At 33.9% G+C, this 17,060-nt stretch carries 13 protein-coding genes; 3 read left to right on the top strand and 10 right to left on the bottom strand.

The window, feature by feature from the left end; genetic code table 11:
- Positions 1-128: 128 nt before the first annotated feature.
- Positions 129-1,280, top strand: a complete 1,152-nt coding sequence (locus tag AC37UB_RS02475) for an FtsW/RodA/SpoVE family cell cycle protein (RefSeq protein ID WP_117972832.1) — start codon at positions 129-131, stop codon at positions 1,278-1,280.
- A 40-nt stretch (positions 1,281-1,320) separates the two neighbouring features.
- On the opposite strand, the gene AC37UB_RS02480 is transcribed toward AC37UB_RS02475, so the two are convergent.
- The 3 genes from AC37UB_RS02480 to AC37UB_RS02490 form a co-directional block, all read right to left on the bottom strand.
- Positions 1,321-1,683 carry a TIGR02328 family protein gene (locus AC37UB_RS02480; RefSeq protein WP_241699062.1) on the bottom strand — a complete coding sequence of 121 codons (363 nt, stop codon included), beginning with the start codon at positions 1,681-1,683 and terminating at the stop codon, positions 1,321-1,323.
- Between the two features lie 77 nt (positions 1,684-1,760).
- Entirely contained in the window at positions 1,761-2,816 is a 1,056-nt protein-coding gene (locus AC37UB_RS02485) for a WxLIP family cell surface protein (RefSeq protein WP_241699063.1), read from the bottom strand.
- Between the two features lie 75 nt (positions 2,817-2,891).
- Positions 2,892-5,219 (bottom strand): WxL domain-containing protein, encoded by a 2,328-nt coding sequence (locus AC37UB_RS02490; protein ID WP_117972835.1) that lies wholly within the window; start codon positions 5,217-5,219, stop codon positions 2,892-2,894.
- Between the two features lie 320 nt (positions 5,220-5,539).
- Between AC37UB_RS02490 and AC37UB_RS02495 the strand changes: the two genes are divergently transcribed.
- Positions 5,540-6,100, top strand: a complete 561-nt coding sequence (locus tag AC37UB_RS02495) for a GNAT family N-acetyltransferase (RefSeq protein ID WP_241699065.1) — start codon at positions 5,540-5,542, stop codon at positions 6,098-6,100.
- Between the two features lie 38 nt (positions 6,101-6,138).
- Here the strand turns inward: AC37UB_RS02495 and AC37UB_RS02500 are convergent, their stop codons facing one another.
- Both AC37UB_RS02500 and AC37UB_RS02505 read right to left on the bottom strand, forming a co-directional pair.
- The gene (locus AC37UB_RS02500; RefSeq protein ID WP_490685293.1) at positions 6,139-8,973 is read right to left on the bottom strand and encodes an endo-beta-N-acetylglucosaminidase; all 2,835 of its coding nucleotides are present in this window, start codon (positions 8,971-8,973) and stop codon (positions 6,139-6,141) included.
- Positions 8,974-9,141: 168 nt separating this feature from the next.
- Positions 9,142-10,083 carry a 2-dehydropantoate 2-reductase gene (locus tag AC37UB_RS02505; RefSeq protein WP_241699067.1) on the bottom strand — a complete coding sequence of 314 codons (942 nt, stop codon included), beginning with the start codon at positions 10,081-10,083 and terminating at the stop codon, positions 9,142-9,144.
- 157 nt (positions 10,084-10,240) lie between these two features.
- On the opposite strand from AC37UB_RS02505, the gene AC37UB_RS02510 reads away from it, so the two are divergent.
- Entirely contained in the window at positions 10,241-11,131 is an 891-nt protein-coding gene (locus AC37UB_RS02510; RefSeq protein ID WP_117972838.1) for a LysR family transcriptional regulator, read from the top strand.
- Here AC37UB_RS02510 and AC37UB_RS02515 read toward each other — a convergent pair.
- The 5 genes from AC37UB_RS02515 to lpdA all read right to left on the bottom strand — a co-directional run bounded on the left by AC37UB_RS02515 (position 11,128) and on the right by lpdA (position 17,050).
- Positions 11,128-12,177 (bottom strand): PTS sugar transporter subunit IIC, encoded by a 1,050-nt coding sequence (locus tag AC37UB_RS02515; RefSeq protein ID WP_117972839.1) that lies wholly within the window; start codon positions 12,175-12,177, stop codon positions 11,128-11,130. The two genes, AC37UB_RS02510 and AC37UB_RS02515, sit on opposite strands and share 4 nt — an antisense overlap.
- A 137-nt stretch (positions 12,178-12,314) precedes the next feature.
- Complete coding sequence (locus AC37UB_RS02520; RefSeq protein ID WP_117972840.1) at positions 12,315-13,595, bottom strand: dihydrolipoamide acetyltransferase family protein; 1,281 nt, start codon at positions 13,593-13,595, stop codon at positions 12,315-12,317.
- A 21-nt stretch (positions 13,596-13,616) separates the two neighbouring features.
- Entirely contained in the window at positions 13,617-14,603 is a 987-nt protein-coding gene (locus AC37UB_RS02525) for an alpha-ketoacid dehydrogenase subunit beta (protein ID WP_117973184.1), read from the bottom strand.
- A gap of 29 nt (positions 14,604-14,632) precedes the next feature.
- Positions 14,633-15,619 carry a thiamine pyrophosphate-dependent dehydrogenase E1 component subunit alpha gene (locus AC37UB_RS02530; RefSeq protein WP_117972841.1) on the bottom strand — a complete coding sequence of 329 codons (987 nt, stop codon included), beginning with the start codon at positions 15,617-15,619 and terminating at the stop codon, positions 14,633-14,635.
- 18 nt (positions 15,620-15,637) lie between these two features.
- Complete coding sequence (lpdA, locus tag AC37UB_RS02535) at positions 15,638-17,050, bottom strand: dihydrolipoyl dehydrogenase (protein ID WP_490685294.1); 1,413 nt, start codon at positions 17,048-17,050, stop codon at positions 15,638-15,640.
- Positions 17,051-17,060: the final 10 nt, after the last annotated feature.

Consider the following 17,060-nt stretch of genomic DNA (forward strand, 5'->3'; position numbering starts at 1 on the left):
AAAAAAGATTAAAAATTCATTTAATTTCATTATTACTATATACTATTATCAATAAAAGTGGTAGCTTATTACAAGTATGGACTTAAAATTTTTAATTAATATAACTAAATAAAGGATAAGATGACGGCATGAAACGACAAGAATATCAACAACAAAACAATTTTAACTACGCGTTATTATTGCCAATATTTTTAATGCTTATTTTAAGTATTTGGCTACAGTATTGGGTAGCGTATTATGACCAAAATAATCCCACTAAACAAGCATTAAAACAACTGGTGTTTGTTGGACTAGGAACCGTTTTAATGTTTGGGGTAAAATACATCAAACGTGATATCATTTGGAAAGCTGTCCCATGGTTTTATGTGTTCTCACTACTTCTTATGGGTTCCTTGTATTTCTTTTACGACCCTCACATGTATGATTTAACCAACACAAAACGTTGGCTAGACATTTTTGGCTTTCAATTCCAACCATCAGAAATCGCTAAAACAGCTTACATTCTCTTTATATCTAAAGAACTCGTAAAATACAATAAGAGAGTCCCTGAAAAGGATATTCGTACTGATTTGGATATGGTAAAAAAATTAGCCTTGTATTCTCTTCCATTATTCTTTTTAATGTTTGTGCAAAAGGATTTTGGAACAAGTTTAGTTTTCATTTGCGTTCTTGGCGCACTTATTGTGGCATCGGGTATTAACTGGCGAATTGTGGCTGTTCTGGGTGGTATTGCTGCTGTTTTAGGAGGAACACTCATTTTCTTGGTGTTTACTGATTTTGGTCAATCAATACTTTCCTCGCTACATTTTAAAGAATACCAATTAAACCGTATTAGAGCTTGGGTCAATCCTTTTGAGTATGCAACGTCTATTGCTTACCAGCAAGTACAAGGCCTCTTAGCTATTGGTTCTGGTGGATTATTTGGAACTGGAACAACCGGGGTACAAGTTTATGTGCCAGTTAGAGAGTCTGACATGATTTTCACTTTCGTGGGTGAAGCATATGGTTTTGCTGGCGCAACGGCTGTTATTTTACTTTATTTTTATCTGTTCTTCCAAATTTTCTATACTGGCATTAAAAGTAATTCTACCTTTAATATTTATATTTGTGTAGGAATTGTCTTTATGTTGGTTTTCCAAACATTCGAAAACATCGGAGCCTCAATAGGTTTGTTACCATTAACAGGTATTCCTCTTCCCTTCTTAAGTCAAGGAGGAACAGCCTTGGTCTCAACAATGTTAGCTCTTGGTTTAATTTTTGGAATGGATTCTAAAGCATAAAAAAACAATCAAATGCACATGACGGCATTTGATTGTTTTTTTATAAATAAATGTCTTTTTCAGCCAAATTATCTAAACATTCTTTTAAGTAGTCATCATGGTGCTCCGGATAAATTGGGGTTTCTATTGGAACTTCTGGTAACTTTGTATAAGCATCAATTGCTTTCCCTCTATACAAAGGATGTTTCCAAAGTGTATCAGGTTTATAACCTCTGTTTTCCATCTCGTTCATAATCAACCAATGGTATTGCACTAATTTATACGGGCTATGATCAAACACATAATTAACAGTTGAATGTGGTTTTCCCCACCCTTTACCTCTTAGCGCACAACACTCTCTATGCTGACCTAGTAGTTGTTGCCTTGGTAACTTAGGTATTAATACTTCATGCCATAATCTCATATTTACTCTCCTATCAGATTATTTTACTGTTGGTATCCTACCATAAAATAACTAAATTTCAAAAAAATTAGTCTAATTTACTTATTTCTTTTCTTTGCAAACAAAAAGTAACTAACAATCCCTAATACTAGAAGGACATTTAAACTAACTGCTAAAACTAACCATTTATTTAATCCAACCGTTTTATCTGTTACTAAATCATCTAATTCATTTAGTTCCTTAGCTTGTTTTTGATCAATGTTTATTGTATCTGTTAATACCCACTCTAATCGTTCCTGATCTTCTTTATTTAATTCTCCTGTCATCCCACTAACCACTGCTTTATAAAAATACTCTCCATCTTCTAATTTCTTACCATTTAAAAAAGTCGGAAACTCAAAAATTGAATTAGGTGCAATCTGCATTTGCTCTTTTTTGTATTCATAATAAGGCTCGTTACTTCCTTTTTTTGTTAACGTACTCTTAATCGTTACTTGATTTAAATAAGCTGAAGATAAGTTTCTAATAGGTGCCGATACGCTTGTTTTAGTATTCAGTTCCATCGCTTTAACTTTCCCTAACTTTAACTCAGGTTGTGTCTCAATACTGGCTGACTGTTGCATCAACAACGCTAGTACATAAGAAAACTTATTATTAACCGTTGTTTGACTAGATAATTGATTCGATTTAACATTCCCCTCTTCTTCAAAAGAGATACCACTAGCTATAACTCCTGGAATATCTTTATTTGGCATGCTCACTTTAACTGACACTATTTTTTCTTCTTTAGGGGATAAAGTAATTATTTTATCTACTGTTATTTGCTTTGATAAATTTATCGGTAACGTCTCGTCAACTTTATTTTTTGTTGGACTATAATCAATCACACCATTGATATTCGTCGTTGCACTCGCAACAGATGTTTTTAAGACCATTTCTTTTTCTGTATGATTTTTCAATTCAACGCTTAATTGTTGCTTATTTCCTGCTTTTAATTGAATATGAAAATACCCACTTTCTTTATCAATCTGATTAGATGGTAATACTGGTGCTACTGAAAATCCAACTTGATTGGCGTATGTTACAATTGAAAACGACATATTTATCAAAACAAATAATACCATTACATAACCAATTTTTCGTACATTTTTCATCTTCATTCTCCTTAATTAATAAACATAAAAATCGACAGACTAGTGTTTTTCTAGTCTATCGACTAACATTTGACCTTATGGTGTTGGAACCATTGATAATTTATAAGTAATATTTGATTGATAAACTGTTTCTTTTGGATTTGCCGTACTTGGAACAGTTAAAATAACAGATGATTGACTAGCATCATTTGCGTTTAATTGACCTATATTATTGTCTTTACTTTGACCATAAGACAATACCCACGTCCCCATTCCTTGACCTTTATTTGCTTTTAAAATAATTTGACTTTGTCCTGGAATTAATTCCATTCCTCCAGATAAAGTAGCATCAGTCGCTTTTAATGGATGCGCTAAATGTTGTGGCATTGTTTTCACATCATAACCATCTTGTAACATATTAGGTGAATTCAATTGACCATTCCCTAATGTTAATTTCGCTCCAGTCAATTCATCATTGGTTGATGATTTAAACTGATTATCTTGTACAATCTGTAATACCCATCCTGATTGTGTTCCGCGTTTATCTGTTACCTGAACATAATTACCACGTAAAGCATCCGTTTCTTTAAATCGTTGAGCAAATGCTCCATAGTTTTTCAACGTTGGCTCAATCGTTGGTTGTCCAAAAGAAAAACTTGACGCATAATCAACCGATAATAATCCACCAGTACCTGGTTTAGTTTCAGTCCCATCAGGATTAAGTGGTGTTTGTGGTTCATTTGGGTTTTCAGGGTCTACTGGTTTTACTGCATCATCTGATTTTTTAAACTGAATTTGCCCAATGACACTATAGTCTAATGTTTTATTCTCCTCTTCTGGTTGAGGTATCGGTGTTTCTGTTGCGCCATTTGAAATAGTGATGCCTTGTGTTAACACATTATTTTTGCCAAGTTTCACTCGGAAATTATACTCTCCTTCAAACTCAACTAAATACTCAACTTCTATACTTGCTGCACCTTTATCATCAGCAGATACAGAGAATTTTTCAGAATATCCTATTTTTTCGCTTAGTGCTTTATCAGCAACTTTTGTTTTCGCCACTTGATTTCCAAGTTCAAATCCATTTTGAGCAGTTGGGGTGTAGACGCCAAATTGATAATCAGATACGACTGAATTTGGTTTTAACCCTTCCATCTTAATAGTTGCTTTATTTATTTTATTTGCTACTGGCTTATCAGTAAAAACAACTGAAGTTGATGGTTGTGCTTGTGCTTTTTCAGCTGAACCAAAACTACCTGGTGCAAATGTTTTAGAATCAAACCATTTATAGTTAGCTTGTGGCGCTGCCCACGGCTCATCTTGAGGTTCAGTTGTCTTTTCTGGTACTTCATAATCATGAATTTTTGTAATACTTGATAGCACAGTACCACTTTCTGTAAATGTTTTATAGGTTTCTTTTTCTGATAACCAGTCAACTAATTGCATCAAAATCTTTTCATCATCAGCTTCTTTAAATCCATCATATGTTTTTTTAGATTTTCCATTTTCTTCTCTTAAATATTTTGGTGATGCATCTTCAACTAAAGATGTGTCACCTAAAAAGGCTGCTTTACCATGATCACGTTTACTAATGGCAACATAAGGTCCTTCTTCAATCCCACCACCATTATAAACTCCTTCATCAACAGCGTGACCCCATTTATTGGCACTTGTTAATCCTTTAGGTGGATAAATCAAACCCTTAGCACGAGTATTATCAGTGATTGCTAAAGTACTTCCAGCATGGAGGCCTACTTTTTTTACGCCTTCTGTAATACCAAATGCATCCTCAATAATCCATTCTTGTGTTTTATTATTAATATTATCAAGTGCATTGTATCTAAAACGAATACCAAATGTGTCACTTAGCCAATCACTGCTTTTAACATCTTTCATAGCATCTGAGTTTTTTTCTTCAGTTGTCATGTCTTTTGTCATATCTTGATAAGCACCACGTCGATACCCATTAAATGCTTCGCTTGAATCAATACGGTTTTTATTGCGATCAGCGTTATAATGATCAGCTATATAAAAGACAGCTCCACCTTGGCTAACATAATCAGCTATAGCTTGTTGTTCACCAATTTTGTAAGGAATATTTGCTTCGGGTAAAACAAATACATCATACTCTTCTAAATCTGAGAGCGTAATGGGGGGTGTTTTCCTTAATTCTTTCACAAAATACCCTTTTTCCGATAAAGCGTTTGCAAAATCTGAAAATGCTCCATCTATAACCCAGTCAGCAGCTCCTGCTGTTTGGCCATGTGTGTTATCAAATAATACTTTTTTATTATTATTCGTCACACTTGAAGCGTTAATTTCTGGCGCTTTATCCAGTGCTGTTTCAGCTCCAACTGAAACAGAAAATAGCATTGTGCTCGCCAACACTACCAACAAACGCGAGGTGAACCTAGACTTTCTCATTTTTTTCTCTCCTTTTCTTCATCAGTTATTTTACTGATTAATTAAAGTATAGATTTGAATTGTAAAGTTTATGTAAAAAAAACGTAAACTTTAACAAATAACTCATTTATACCTTAAAAGGTTCGGTTATAAAACGAACATTCTGGATTGATAGCGCTATATACATAATAGTTATTCTATTATTAAAGTATATGTTACTTATATCAGTAAAAAACCTTTAAAAATAACTAATGCTTTTTTATTTAACATGCTATAAAAATAATATTCATTGTTTTTTATTTTTATGATATACTTTAAAGAAATGTTAGGACGTGATGTGTTTGCTATATTTTAAATTACCTGTCAATTCGACGATTGCTTTAGTTAAACCTGAATGCCATATGGCTGAAGAATTTTTTCTTCTTGTTAGAAAAAATAAAGAACATTTAGAAACATTTCTCGATTTTGTTGCTTTCACTAATGTCGTAAAAGATAGTGAACATTTCATCGCTCGCTCAATTAAGCAAGAAGCTGAACAAAAAGAGGTTGTTTTATTTATTTTGGATAATACAAAAATTATTGGATGTATTGACCTCCACAATATCAATACAACTCATAAAAAGGCTGAAATTGGCTACTGGCTGGATTATGATTACAATGGGAAAAATATCATGACAGAATGTGTCAAATGTCTAACTGACATTGCTTTTAATAACTTAAAATTAAATAAATTGGTTATAGTTGCTGAAGAGACTAATATAGCAAGCAACCAAGTAGCTAAAAAATCAGGTTTTCATTTTGATGGAGTGGATAGAGAAGATATTTATAGGCAACATCATTTCGTCAATTTAAACCGATATAGTTTACTAAAATCTGAATATCAAAAAGCAAAAAAAGATTAACCCTTTCATTAAAGGTTAATCTTTTTTTGTGTTTACTCTTACATACCCAAAATATCAATACCATAAATTCTGACAGCTGAATCGGCACCTTGACTTGGTTTATCAAGTGTAATTCGAACATACTGTGCTTTAACTGGTGCAAAGGTATCTGTTGTTTCAGCAGCAGCATTACTAATAACACGCTTAACTTGTTTGAACTCTTTTCCATCTTCACTCACTTCGATTTTATAAGCTTTTGAGTTCATATCTGGACTTTCTCCACCTGCTTCTGCATGGAACATGTTTACTTGGCTTACTGTTTTAACAGCACCTAAATCAATTGTAATATCATGTGGTGCTGAGCCAACTGCACACCATTTTGTCTCTAAATTACCGTCTAAAACAAATTGTGGGGCTTCACCATCATTGATAAATGATGATGCTTCAACTTGACTGTCTTTTGTCGATAACTTTTCAAGTTCATCTTTGATTTCTTCGCTCACAACAATGAATTTTTCTTGTTCCATCACTGACTCACCAGATTTATTTTTAGCTGTTAATTTAACTTTATAACTTCCTTCTTTCTCAAAGGTTACAACTGGATTTTCTTTAGTACTAGATTTTATGTCACCACCCTCAAATTCCCAAATAAGTTCATCAGCATTATCTGTTGATTGATTAATAAATGTTACTTCTTTACCTGGTGCAATTAATGTTTGTGATGCTGTAAAGTCGGCTTTTGGCAAACTATTATCAGGCCATTCCAAAACGATTGTTTCTGTCTGTTTTCCTCTTTTACCAAATACATCAACTGGCACAACTTCAAGGGTTGTCTTATTCGATTCTCCTACTCTTTCTAATGCATTGATATAGTGAGTAGTTGATAGTGTTGCACCAATAAAGGAGCGAGACTTATCATCGTTCACTTGATAAATATCATAGTGACTTAGACCATCTGTTTTATCTGATTCCCACGTTAAGCGCACACCAGCAAAATTGCTTTCTTCTTCATCAAATATGGCGTCTTCTATTGTTAACTTTTTAACATCCATCACTGATTTTTCTTCTTTTGGTAACATAGCCAATTCACCCAACTTAAACTCATAATCAGGTGCATCTGATGTTGTTTTCCACTCATAAGAGATATCAGTAATCGTTTTTCCAACTAGTTTATCTGTGTCATAAGTCACTCGTGTCCAATCTTCCTTAATTGCTCCATTTGGACTAAGAACTTGTTTTTTACCATTTTTTAATGTTGCAACCAGATTTAATTCTGTTTCTTCATTGGCTTTAGCCGTTGTAGATATCTTCGTATTTTTATCTATGGTCATATCTGTTCGATATAAATGAATCGTATTGGTGGCATTTTTCTTCATGTTTCCACGATATTTTAGTGAATTCCCTCCGTTATAAGCATCGGCATAGTCAATCGACATGCTCCCTTCATTTCCTTTGCCATGATCAATTTCCCAACGATATGTTGGCATGATATCTTGTAAACTTCGATTGTTCCAATTTCTACTAGAGACTTTTTCCCCATCAATGAAATAATTATAACCATTTCCTAGATTAAAATTCGTTTTAAATGGCACACTAGTAATCGCTGTTTGCTCGATAGAAAATGTCGAAATACCAGGCCATTCGCCCTCTTTTGGTAATACGGCTTGTCTTGGATCTGATTGGGAATTTACCCAAAAAATATTCTCTTTCATTTGGAAATCATCAGGGTTATCTGTTGAAGCGTACGTCCAACTTGGAACATAAAGACCTAACGATGTATAAGGTTTCCCTTTTTCATTCATAAATAAATCCCACTTAACAGGTGTTGAGTAACCATTTTCCTGAACATCAATCCCTGCATAAAGTGAATAAGGATCAATCCCTTCTTTTTGTGCTTTAATATTCGATTCTTTTAATAAATTATCTTTGGCAAATTTTTCCGTATTCCACCAGAAATTTAAAAACATGGAATCAGATAACGGATTCATCTGACTATCAACAAGATACGATTTATTTTCATCTGTTAAAGCATTTTGCCAATCCATTTTGCCTTCAGATGTCATCGAATCATACCACATAATATCTAATGTTTCTGGTGCTGTTTCTTTAAATTCTTTGATTAACTCCATCATTAAAGTAGCATGTTCTTTTGTTAAACCATCTTCTGTCGTCTTCTCTGTTTCTTTTCCATCTTTTACATCATCAAAACTAGTCACAAGATTATCTGTTTCTTGATTGATAAACCAGCCATCAAATCCATATGTTTCTGCAACCTCAATCATTTTATCAACTGCAGGAAAATGACCTTTATTATCTTTTTGTAAAAATTCATCTAGCCATTCAATTTTTCCTCCATGCTCTGTTTGTGGGAAAAAGATTGTTCCTAAAACCGGCACGCCATTTTTATGAGAGGCATCAATCACATCTGGACTAGGTGGAACAATAATTCCTTCCCCTGCAGAACCACCCCAATAAACCAACTGATCAATGTATTGCCAATAAGAAAAAACATTGGCATCAAATGTATTAATACCAAACGGGGCGTTACCACTTGTACTGCTATTCATAATCGATAAAGCAACCACTTTCGTTTGTTTATCCTGAATATCATTAGATGGTGTTAATTCTTTTTTATCTACTCGTTTTGCTAACGGAATATTACTGACATTATATTTTGCATCTGAATCTTTAGTAACATCCCACGCTAAAAAATCTTCCGGGAACCAATAAGAAGATTCTGGTTGATTATCCATCCCACGATCTATTTTGCTTGATGGTGTTTCTGAATAGACAAAGTCATTGGCTGATTTACTATTAGAACATCCTGAAACCACTAAACCTGTCGACATTAACATAATAATCATTGATGAGTGTGTCATTCTTTTTTTATGCATTATTTTTCCCCCGAATATTATAATTTTATTCCACTAATATAATAACGCTTACATAAAGAAGTTTTAATGAACAAACTAAAGGTTTGACTAAACAAACTATATAATATTCAACAAAAAAACACAGTTTAAATTTTATATGTTCACATAAAATTCAAACTGTGATGTTTTTTATTTTGCTCCAACAATTTCTTCTTTGGAATGAATTAATAAAGTTAAAAATTCACAATAAGGTGTTTCTATACCATATTCTTTTCCTTTACGAACAATTGCACCATTGATGTAATCAATTTCTGTTAAACGATTATTAATAACTAAATCTTGATACATTGAAGGATGGTGTAAACCAATTGTCTCTCTATTAAAACAACCATTAATTTGTTCAATAACAGCTTCTTCATCTAAAAAAACATTTTCAACACGAGCAACCGCTAAAAATTCAGAAACAATTTTTTTAATGATTGTATTAGCACTTGATGTATCACCAAAATCTGCCATATTAGAATCTAAAATAGTACAAAGCCCATTCATCGTACCATTTACACATGCTTTTCGATAAATTGACGTTAAAATATCTTGAGATACTCTAGCATTTAGATCTGCATTCGTTAACACGTCAGCTACTTTTTGTGCCACATCTTCTTTACCTTCACCCAAATTTTGTAGATCAATACTTCCGTTACCAAATAAAGTCACTTTACCTGGTCCTTCCATACCAGCTGTCCACATTGTATTTCCAAGCAAAATATTGTCATAATCTACATATTTTTTAATCACATCTTCATGCCCAATACCATTTAACAGGCATAACACGATGGTATCTTTACCTAACATATTATCAAGTGATTGAAGCATGTTATCTAGTTGCATTGCTTTAGTAAATAAAATAACTAAATCAGCTGAAAATTCAACCTCTGACAAGTCATTTTGATTATAAGCTGGGATAAATTCTGTTATTTCTTCTCCATTAAAATTGGCTTTTAATCCATTTTGGTTAATCTCGTCAATGTGTTGTTGCCAACCATCAACTAAAATAACATTTTCTCCTGCTTGTTTTAACATAATACCAAAACGGCTACCCATTGCTCCAGCACCTGCAATAACTATATTCATCTATAATTCCTCCAATTATTCTTATTAATATTTTTCAATCTTTATGTTATTATAAGTATAAATCGTTTACAAATGTATTGTATTATATTATATATTTAATATAATAAACGTATATTTAAAAATATGAACGTTATTTTGAAAAGAGGTCCATAATATTATGAATATTCAACAATTAAAATATTTTATTGAAATTACTCAAACTAGAAACCTATCTAGTGCTGCAAGAAACTTATTTGTCACACAACCAACTTTGTCACTTTCTATAAAAAAGCTTGAAAGCGAATTAAATACATCATTATTTGTTCATACTGATGAACCATTCCAATTAACAACTTCTGGGGCTTACTTATATAAAAAAGGGGTTGATATCGTTGAACAGTTCGACCAATTGATTGAAGACATTCATCAAATGAATGATCGAACTGAAAAAAAACGAATCAAGATTGGTTTAACGACCCTATTCTCTGTACAGTTTATGAAAGAAATTTCAACATTTTTGCAAACGCATCCATACATAGATTTAAATATCGTTCAAGATGGATCACCTGAATTACAAACTAAACTTAAAAATAAGGAAATTGATATTGGTTTAATCTCTTTTCCAAATAATCATCCAGAACAAATAAATATAGAGCCATTAGAAACAACAACAAAAGGTTATAACGTTTATGTCGTTGTTCCTGAAAATAATCCATTATCTAAGAAACATGAATTGACGTTCAATGACTTAAAAGGCCAACGTTTTTCATCTCTATCAACGAAGTATATGATTGGCCGTTTACTACTAGAAAGAAGTCGTTTCTTTGGATACGAGCCTAATATTATTTTGCAAAATGATGATCTGCAAGTTTTAATTCATAGTTTGCAAAAAAACGACTCCATCTGCTTGTTACCAATTGAATATGAAATTGTTGGAAAAAGTGACAATGTTAAGTGGATTCCTCTTAAAGATAGATATGCTCATTTTCCAATTGGTATTGCTTTAAGAAAAGACTTTAATATCACTTCTGATATAGAAGACTTCATACAAGCAATTAAGCAAAACTAACCTTGGTAAGCAAAGACTACTTTGCTATCATAAAGTTTTAAAACTTTTTCAAAGATAAATTTAGATAACAATCCAGCAGCAATTGGAACTAAGAACCAGCAAATAATTAATAGGAATATGTTTAACCCTGAATCAAGTGATGCTAGTGGTCCAACAAGACCAACTAAACCAAAACCAGCTGATTGTGGTGTACCAGATACATTTAATAATGCAACTGGGATTGCTGAAATCACCGCTGTAAATAACACTGGCACTAATATGATTGGGTATTTAAATAGGTTAGGCATCATCATTTTCATTCCGCCTAATGCAATAGCTAATGTCACACCTGACTCATTAATCTTCCATGAGTTGATAACTAATACAATCGTTGTAGCTGCTATTCCCATAGCGGCTGCACCGGCTGATACGCCGTTTAATCCAATGGCTAAACCAATTCCGACTGTTGTGATTGGTGAAATAATCAGTGCGGCAAAAGAACACGCGATTAAAATACTCATCACAATTGGTTGGAAATCAGTAAAGTTATTAATTAATTTTCCAATTGCTACAGTGATTTGTGTCACGAATGGATAAGTTAACATCCCAATTAAACCTGCACCAATCCCTACAACAATAGGCATCGCAATAATTTCAACAGAACCAAATTTACTTCCAATATATAGCATCATTAAAACAGCGACAGAAGCTGTAATCATAATATTAATGATGTCACCTGTTCCAGCTCCAACATACGAACTCACTTCAGTATTAAATTTAATCACACCTGATCCAGCAAATGCTGCACCACCTGCTATCATCATTTTTGCCGGACTAAGACCAAATTGATGAGCAATTAACGCACCAATAATCAGTGGTGTCGCTAATTGGAAAATAAGTCCTGCATGGATAATCATTTGTATAATGTCATATTGTGAGAAATATTTTAAAATTGCTCCTAGTACCGCGTTTGGAATCAAGGCAATAATCGTACCTTGAGCTGTACCTGCTAAAACCTTATTAAGAAATAGGCGTGGGGATAATTTTGTTTCTTCTGCTTTTGTCATATCAAAAACTCCTATTAATATTATTTTTAAATTAGTTTGAGAATGATTGCACTTACTTAAAGAAAGAAGGAGATTTCCCAAAGTAAATTGAGAAATCTAATTCTTTACATGACAGTTTAATAGATAATGATAGTTTTTTAGTAGATATCAGATTCAGATGAGAAGTTAGCTAGGTTTTCTTTCACATCTCTTAAGAATTGACCTGCTTGTTGTCCATCTAAAATTCTGTGGTCGATTGACAGACATAGGTTAACCATATCTGCTGTTTTGAATCCACCATCTTTAGTTGGAACAATACGTTTATTAATTGATTCAACTTGTAAGATAGCTGCTTGTGGGTGATTGATGATTCCCATTGATTGAACTGATCCTAAAGTACCAGTATTGTTCAATGTAAATGTGCCACCTTGCATATCTTTTCCTTGCAATTTGCCATCTCTTACATCAGTTGCTAGACGGTTAATTTCTTTGGCAATACCAGCTAGAGATAAATTATCAGCATTGTGAATTACTGGAACATATAAATGCTCGTCAGTTGTCACAGCAATTGATAAGTTAATGTCTTTATGGTAAACAATGTTTCCATTATCCCAAGATGTGTTGATTTTTGGATTTTTCTTCATTGCTTGTACAACAGCTTTAGCAAAGAATGGGAAGAAGCTTAAAGACATCCCTTCATTTTTCTTGAACTCATCTTTTGTTTTGTTACGTAAATTAACAATGTTTGTTACATCAGCTTCGACCATGATCCAAGCATGAGGAATTTCATTAACACTTTGTACCATTTTCTTAGCGATTGCTTTTCTTACACCATCAGCCGGTACAACGTCTTGAGAAGCAGTTGATGTTGCAACTGGTGATGCTGTTTCTGATTTTGGTGCTGTTGTTGTTTCTTCAACTTTAATAACTGTTTCTTCAACAACTGGCTCTGATTTAACTACTTTAGCTGGATCAAAGTTCATAATATCTTTACGAGTGATACGTCCATCTTTTCCAGTACCTTCAACATCATTTAAATCGATACCTTTTTCTTGCGCTAAACGAACCACTGCTGGAGAGAAACGTCCTGCTGCTTTATTAACAGATTTTTTCGCTTTTGGAGCAGGTGAAGATGCGATTACTTCTTCTTTTACTTCCTCTTTCATTTCTTCAACTTCTTGTGTTGAATCCTCTTCGCCTTCAACTTCAAGCGTCATTAAAGAGGTACCGATTGGAACATCTACATCTAGTTCAACTAATGTTTCTTTCACAACACCAGCAAAGTCTGAAGGAATTTCAGTCGTTACTTTATCTGATACAACTTCCATTAATGGATCATATCTTTTTACTGTGTCACCTGGTTTAACAATCCATGAAACAACACTTGCTTCCGTAACACTTTCCCCTAAATTGGGCATTTTAATTTCTTTAATAGCCATAACTAACTTCCTCCTAAATTTTTAATACTCTGCCAATTCTCTCATTGCTTCGATTACTTGGTCTTCATTTACTAAGAATTCACGTTCTAATGTTAAAGCATATCCCATACTTGGTGCATCAGGACCAGCTAAACGTTTGATTGGTGCATCTAAATCAAATAACGCATCTTCAGAAATCATTGCTGCGATTTCACTCATAATACTTCCTTCTTTGTTGTCTTCTGTTACTAACAAAACTTTTCCAGTTTTCTTAGCCGCGTTAACTAGTGTTTCTCTATCTAATGGATACAATGAACGAACGTCAACAATTTCTGCATCAATGCCTTCTTTAGCAAGTTTTTCAGCTGCAGAAATAGCGTATTGTAACATCATTCCATAACTAATTACTGTAATGTCGCTACCTTCACGAACAACGTTTGCCTTGTCTATTGGCACAATGTAATCAGCAGTTGGAACATCAGCTTTTAACAAACGATATAGACGCTTATGTTCGTAGAAGATAATTGGATCGTCTGAACGAATCGCTGCTTTAATCATTCCTTTAGCATCATATGGATTTGACGGTGTAACCACGCGTAATCCTGGTTGACCAGCAAAGATTTTTTCAGTTGATTGAGAGTGATATAATCCACCACGAACTCCACCACCATAAGGCGTACGGTAAACAATTGGCGCTGTCCAATCACCTTTAGTACGGTAACGCATTGTTCTAGCTTCAGATAGAATTTGGTTTGTCGCTGGTAAAATGTAGTCAGCAAATTGGAATTCTCCAATTGCACGGTATCCCATAACACCTAAACCAACAGCTAATCCACCAATCAATCCTTCAGTTAATGGTGTGTTAAAACAGCGATTATCTCCATATTTGGCTGCTAAACCTTTTGTTACACCAAACACGCCACCCTTATCTCCACCTACGTCTTCACCAAAGATTACAACTTTTTCGTCACGAGCCATTTCTTCAGATATTCCTAAATTAATTGCCTCTAAATATGTCATTTCAGCCATTGTCATTCATTCCTCTCTTTTTCCTAAAATTATTTCGCGTATACTTCATCTAATAATGATTCTGGAGCTGGATCTGACATTGCTTCTGCTTCGTCAGTTGCTTTGTCGATTTCAGCGCGAATTTCTTCATCCATTTTGTCCATCTCTGCTTGAGTTAAGTAACCTTCGTCGATTAATTGTTTTTCAAATACATCAATTGGGTCACTTTCTTTCATTTTTTCGATGTCTTCTTTAGAACGGTAAATCGTTTGATCATCATCTGCAGAGTGAGAAGTTAAACGGTATACTTTCAATTCGATTAATTTTGGTCCTTTACCACTACGAGCATCTTTAACTGCTTTTTTAAATGTTAAGTAAACTTCTGTAAAGTCATTTCCATCAACAGTGATTCCTTCAAATCCATAGCCATGAGCACGGTCAGACATGTTCTCGTTAGCATATTGCTCTTCAATCGGAACACTAATCGCATAGTTATTATTTTCTACCACGAAGATAACTGGTAATTTCTTAACTCCAGCAAAGTTCATTGCTTCTTGTACTTCACCTTGGTTGGCTGAACCTTCACCTGTTGTTGTTAAAGCAATATAGTCTTTTCCTTCTAATTGTGCTGCATATGCTACACCAGTTGCTAAAGGCATTTGTGTACTTACAGTAGAAGCAAATGATACAATGTTATGTTCTTTTGAACCATAGTGGTTAGGCATTTGACGACCATGTGAAGAAGGGTCTGCATCTTTACCAAATGAACCTAAGATAATGTCTTTAGAAGTCATCCCCCATACTAAACAAGCAGTCATATCACGGTAATATGGTAAGAAAATATCTTTATCATGTTCAAAAGCCATAGCCATTGCAACTTGAGCAACTTCTGCTCCTTGTCCTGAAATGTTAAATGACGTTTTACCAATACGAGTTAATTGCCATAAACGTTCATCTAAACGACGACCTCTTTTAACCTCGTAATAAGCTTGTATAATTTCTTCTTTACTTAAACCTGATTTTTTTAACGTTTTCATTTTTCATCAACCTTTCCTTTATTTATGAATTGCTTTTTTATATGTATCGAGTGCTGCTTCTTGAATTGCTTCTGACAATGTTGGATGTGGATGAACCGCCTCCCCTAATTCAATTGGTGTTGCATCTAAATAAATAGAAGTACTTGCTTCAGAAATTAAATCTGTTGCATGTGGACCGATAATGGATACACCTAATAAATCATCCGTTTCTTCATCTCTTAACACTTCAACAAATCCACCTTCACCGCCATAAACAAGTGCTTTTCCGTTTCCAGCAAAACTAAATGTTCCAACTTTTGCTTTCACACCTTCTGGTACATTATCTTTTGAGTATCCAACACTTGCGATTTCTGGATTTGTATAAACACAACGTGGAACATTCGTGTAGTTGATTGTGTCAACGTCTTCTTCTAGTAGGTGACTAACTGCAATTTCTCCTTCTTTCATCGCAACGTGTGCTAATTGAAGCGTATCAATACAATCTCCTACTGCGTAAATATGATCTTCAGTTGTTTGGTAGAACTCATTCACTCGAATGCCTTTATCATCAAACTTAACTGATGTGTTTTGTAACCCAATACCATTTACATTCGGCTTGCGTCCGATAGCAACCATAACTTTATCAACTGTTAAACTATCTTGGCCTTCTATATCGACCACAACTTCTTTACCTTTGATATCTGCTTTAGATACTTTGCTACTTAGAAGTACTTTAATACCGCGTTTTTCTAGGCTTTTCTTCAATTCTTTTGAAATGGTTGGGCTTTCATTAATTAACAAGCGATCTAAGAATTCAATAATGGTTACTTCAACGCCTAAACTATTTAATAGAGACGCCCATTCAACACCAATTACTCCACCACCAACAATCGCAATTGATTTAGGCAATGTTTCAATTTCTAACATTCCGTCTGATGAAAGAATGAATTCTTCATCTAATGGCAAATTAGGTAATGTTTTCGGTGATGAACCTGTCGCGATAATCACATTCTTAGGGACGATGATTTCTTCTTCTTTTGATTTATCATTAAATGTTACGGCAACCGCTCCAGAAACTGGTGAGAAGATAGATGGCCCTAAAATTGCCCCTTCACCTTCAAGAACTCGAATTTTATTTTTTTTCATTAATCCTTCAACACCTTGGTGAAGTTGATTAATGATTCCTTGTTTTCTTTCTTGTACTTTTTTAAAGTCGACAGAAAAGTCTTTTACATTCTCAATACCAAACTCCTGTGCATCTTTGATTGTGTCAAATACTTCTGCACTTCTTAATAATGCTTTTGTTGGGATACATCCTTTATGTAGACATGTTCCACCTAATTTACTTTTTTCAACAATCGTGACATCCAATCCTTTTTGCGCTGCTCTAATTGCAGCAACATAACCACCAGTTCCGCCACCTAAAATTAGTAAGTCTGTTTGTTCTGCCATCTTTTTCACT

The organism is Vagococcus changpingensis, from assembly GCF_058211775.1.

What these genes read in the sequence shown, in the direction of transcription:
- AC37UB_RS02475 (WP_117972832.1), top strand. Translation starts at nt 129, where the DNA reads ATGAAACGACAAGAATATCAACAACAAAACAATTTTAACTACGCGTTA.
- AC37UB_RS02480 (WP_241699062.1), bottom strand. Translation starts at nt 1,683, where the DNA reads ATGAGATTATGGCATGAAGTATTAATACCTAAGTTACCAAGGCAACAA.
- AC37UB_RS02485 (WP_241699063.1), bottom strand. Translation starts at nt 2,816, where the DNA reads ATGAAAAATGTACGAAAAATTGGTTATGTAATGGTATTATTTGTTTTG.
- AC37UB_RS02490 (WP_117972835.1), bottom strand. Translation starts at nt 5,219, where the DNA reads ATGAGAAAGTCTAGGTTCACCTCGCGTTTGTTGGTAGTGTTGGCGAGC.
- AC37UB_RS02500 (WP_490685293.1), bottom strand. Translation starts at nt 8,973, where the DNA reads ATGCATAAAAAAAGAATGACACACTCATCAATGATTATTATGTTAATG.
- AC37UB_RS02505 (WP_241699067.1), bottom strand. Translation starts at nt 10,083, where the DNA reads ATGAATATAGTTATTGCAGGTGCTGGAGCAATGGGTAGCCGTTTTGGT.
- AC37UB_RS02510 (WP_117972838.1), top strand. Translation starts at nt 10,241, where the DNA reads ATGAATATTCAACAATTAAAATATTTTATTGAAATTACTCAAACTAGA.
- AC37UB_RS02515 (WP_117972839.1), bottom strand. Translation starts at nt 12,177, where the DNA reads ATGACAAAAGCAGAAGAAACAAAATTATCCCCACGCCTATTTCTTAAT.
- AC37UB_RS02520 (WP_117972840.1), bottom strand. Translation starts at nt 13,595, where the DNA reads ATGGCTATTAAAGAAATTAAAATGCCCAATTTAGGGGAAAGTGTTACG.
- AC37UB_RS02525 (WP_117973184.1), bottom strand. Translation starts at nt 14,603, where the DNA reads ATGGCTGAAATGACATATTTAGAGGCAATTAATTTAGGAATATCTGAA.
- AC37UB_RS02530 (WP_117972841.1), bottom strand. Translation starts at nt 15,619, where the DNA reads ATGAAAACGTTAAAAAAATCAGGTTTAAGTAAAGAAGAAATTATACAA.
- lpdA (WP_490685294.1), bottom strand. Translation starts at nt 17,050, where the DNA reads ATGGCAGAACAAACAGACTTACTAATTTTAGGTGGCGGAACTGGTGGT.